Consider the following 3,585-nt stretch of genomic DNA (forward strand, 5'->3'; position numbering starts at 1 on the left):
ACGCCTGCAGTACCGGCCCGATACCCTCGACGGCTTCATAGCCGGCACCGGCCTGACCCTCGACACTCCAACCTCACCCTGACAAGCCGAAGTCAGTAGATCCTGCTGTCGCCGGAGACTTGGCCATCCTCGTGATCGGGGCCTCCTGTAAGAGGCCAACGACGACCGTCGCCTCAGGGTCAAGCCTCTGCTCCTGAAGGAGCTCCCGCAACCGAACCCAGAGGGCGCTCGTACCAGTCCGCAGATACTCGGTGTACTGGAGACGATGCTCGAAGCCATGAGCTCAGCCTTCCAGTCCGCCCGGCGCAGCGGCACGGATGAGGCCACCCACGATCGACGACGGGCGGCGGCAACGACAGGTCGCTCCGCAACAGTGATCAAGAACTGCAGCTGGAGTACTACTGAACTTGATCGGGTGATGTCGGGCTGTTCGCCGGACATCGTGTTCTTCGAGGCCAACGCCGACTGGCTCACTGTGTTTCAGCGACCGACCTATGATGCCCCGGACCGTAACCCGCAGGAGGGCATCTGGTCGCTGGTCACACGCGGCATCGGCAACCTCGCGGCTGCCAACGTCGATCACCTGGCCAAGACCGTTCGGGCGCGTCTCAAGAAGATCCAGTACCGCTCACATCTGATCGACGGCTGCCTCATCTAGACTGGCCTTAAGGTGGACGACTGACAGAGTCAAGCCAAGGGAGCGGTACTCCCGCGCGCTACCCCTTATGCCGCTCGGGGTGGGTGAGGTTGATGCCCGTGGCGGGGTCGAAGACGTGGATGCGGGACGCGTCGAGCCACAGGTCGAGTGGGCTGCCCTCGGCGGCGCGGGTGGCGGGGCTGAGCCGGGCAACGATCCGGTGGCCCTGGATCCCGGTGTCGGCGCGTCCGGAGTCCGCTGCCAGTTCAGCCAGTTCTGCGGTTCCGGCCGGTGCGCCCTCTTCGGTGAAGTGGACGTAGACGTCGGAGCCGACGGACTCCCGGACGTCGACCGTGGCCGTGCAGGTGTGGCCGGTGTGCCGTTCGTCGACGAGAGCGGCGTCCTCGAAGTCCTCGGGCCGGATGCCGACGATGAGGTCGCGCGGCACGTCCTGCCCTTCCAGCCGGCGGCGGACGCGGTCCTCCAGCGGTAGGTCGCCGAGGGAGGTCCGCATACTGCCCCGGTGCAGTGACGCGGCCAGGAAGTTCATGCCGGGTGAGCCGATGAACCCGGCGACGAAGAGATTGACGGGGGCGTCGTAGAGCTCCTGGGGCGTGCCGACCTGCTGGACGACGCCGCCGCGCATCACCACCACCCGGTCGCCCAGGGTCATCGCCTCGACCTGGTCGTGCGTCACGTAGACGGTGGTGGTGCCCAGTCGGCGCTGGAGGGCCGCGATCTGGGTACGCATCTGGACCCGGAGTTTGGCGTCGAGGTTGGAGAGCGGCTCGTCCATCAGGAAGGCCTTCGGGTCCCGGACGATGGCCCGGCCCATCGCGACGCGCTGGCGCTGGCCGCCGGAGAGGTTGGCGGGCTTTCGGTCGAGGTGCTGGGTGAGGTCCAGGATGCGGGCGGCCTCCTCGACCTTCGCGTTGATGACGGTCTTGTCGGCCTTCGCGAGTCTCAGCGCGAAGCCCATGTTGTCGCGGACGTTCATGTGCGGGTAGAGGGCGTAGCTCTGGAACACCATGGCGATGTCGCGGTCCTTGGGTGCGCGGTCGTTGACCACGTGGCCGTCGATCCGCAGGGTGCCCTCGGTGATGTCCTCCAGCCCGGCGATCATGTTGAGGGTGGTGGACTTGCCGCAGCCCGAGGGGCCGACCAGGATGACGAATTCGCCGTCGGCGATAGTGAGGTTGAAGTCCTGGACGGCGAGGGCGCCGTCCGGGTAGCGCTTGGTGATGCCCTCGAGGACGATCTCGGCCACGGTCTGCCTTCCTGGTCCGCCCGGGCGGGCGGGCTCAACCCTTGACTGCGCCGGCGGTGAGGCCGGCGACGATGCGGCGCTGGAACAGCAGTACGAAGATCACGATCGGCACGGTGATCACCACGGCGGCCGCGGCGATCGAGCCGGTCGGCTGCTGGAACTGCGAACTGCCGGTGAAGAACGCGATCGCCGCCGGGACTGTGCGGGCCGCGGTGGTGGAGGTCAGAGAGATCGCGAAGAGGAAGTCGTTCCAGCAGAAGATGAACACCAGGATCCCGGTGGTGAAGACACCGGGCGCGGCGAGCGGGGCGATCACCAGTCGGAACGCCTGCCAGGGGGTGGCGCCGTCCACCTTGGCGGCCTTCTCCAGATCCCACGGGATCTCGCGGAAGAAGGCGGACAGGGTGTAGATCGCCAGCGGCAGCGAGAAGGTCATGTAGGGGATGATCAGCCCGACCCAGGTGTCGAAGATGCCCAACACACGCTCGATGTTGAACAGCGGCGAGACCAGCGAGATCGGCGGGAACATCGCGATCAGCAGCGACATGCCGATGAGCAGCCGCTTTCCGGGGAAGCGCAGCCGGGCCACGGCGTACGCGGCCATCGTGCCGAGCACCACGGCGATCGTGGTGGCGATCACCGCGATGCCGATCGAGTTGACCAGGGCGTGGGTGAACTCCGAGGTCTGGAAGATCCCGTGGTAGTTCTCCCAGGTCCACTTGCGGGGGATGAAGGCGCCGTCGCCGAGCGTGCTCGGGTCCTTGAAGGACAGGGCGACGATCCACCACACCGGGAAGAGGGCGTAGAGCACGACGAGGACGTTGACGACGCCCCATTCGGTGAGGGTCCTGCCGCGGTGGGACATCAGCGCCGCTCCGGTTCGCCGCCCGGCGCAGCCGCGCCGAAGATCGTGATGAAGACGAAGGCGATGACCGCCACGCACAGGAAGATCAGCACCGAGATCGCCGACCCGATGCCCAGGTTGAGGGCGGTGAAGAGGTTGTCGTAGCCGAGGATGGACACCGAGCCGGTGTCGTTGGAACCGCCGGTCAGGACGTAGATGTTGTCGAAGATCCGGAACGCGTCGAGGGTGCGGAACAGCAGTGCGACCAGGATCGCGGGTTTCATCAGCGGCAGGATCACCAGCCGCAGCCGCTGCCGGAAGGTGGCGCCGTCGACCATCGCCGCGCGTACCGTCTCCCCCGGGACGAGCGCGAGGCCGGCGAGGAGCAGCAGTGCCATGAACGGGGTGGTCTTCCAGACCTCGGCGAGGATGATCAGCCCGATCGCCTGCCACTGGTCGGTCAGCGGTGCGCTGCCGGCGGGCAGCAGCGCGGCCAGGTAGCCGGTGCCGGGTGTCCAGGCGTACTGCCAGGAGTACGCCGCGACGACGGTGACGATGCCGTACGGGATCAGGACGGCGGTACGGACCGTGCCCCGACCGAAGATCGCCCGGTGCATCACCAGCGCCAACGCCATGCCGAGGACCAGTTCGACGGCCACCGACACCACCGTGATGAGCACCGTCACCCAGAGCGCCTGCCACCAGAAGGGCGAGGTCAGCACGGCCCAGTAGTTGCTTAACCCCACCCAGCGGGCCTGGCCCGGGAACCGCAGGTCGTAGCGCTGCAGTGAGAGGTAGATCGCGTACGCGATCGGATAGGCGGTGACCGCGACCATC

Annotated in this window: 3 protein-coding genes and 2 pseudogenes; 2 read left to right on the forward strand and 3 right to left on the reverse strand. The window is 67.1% G+C overall.

What is annotated here, in order from left to right:
- Positions 1-82 (forward strand): annotated as a pseudogene (locus ADK60_RS48140) (transposase); the annotation flags it as partial.
- A 363-nt stretch (positions 83-445) separates the two neighbouring features.
- Positions 446-658, forward strand: a pseudogene (locus tag ADK60_RS48455) (IS630 family transposase); the annotation flags it as partial.
- Positions 659-716: 58 nt separating this feature from the next.
- On the opposite strand, the gene ADK60_RS20310 reads toward ADK60_RS48455, so the two are convergent.
- From ADK60_RS20310 to ADK60_RS20320, 3 genes are all read right to left on the reverse strand, one after another.
- Positions 717-1,904 (reverse strand): ABC transporter ATP-binding protein, encoded by a 1,188-nt coding sequence (locus ADK60_RS20310; RefSeq protein ID WP_053647875.1) that lies wholly within the window; start codon positions 1,902-1,904, stop codon positions 717-719.
- 34 nt (positions 1,905-1,938) lie between these two features.
- Positions 1,939-2,769 carry a carbohydrate ABC transporter permease gene (locus tag ADK60_RS20315; protein WP_053647878.1) on the reverse strand — a complete coding sequence of 277 codons (831 nt, stop codon included), beginning with the start codon at positions 2,767-2,769 and terminating at the stop codon, positions 1,939-1,941.
- On the reverse strand, positions 2,769-3,585 hold an 817-nt coding region (locus tag ADK60_RS20320; RefSeq protein ID WP_053647880.1), incomplete at its 5' end, for a carbohydrate ABC transporter permease. The genes ADK60_RS20315 and ADK60_RS20320, both read right to left, overlap by 1 nt.

It is taken from the genome of Streptomyces sp. XY431 (assembly GCF_001279805.1).
GTDB lineage: Bacteria > Actinomycetota > Actinomycetes > Streptomycetales > Streptomycetaceae > Kitasatospora > Kitasatospora purpeofusca.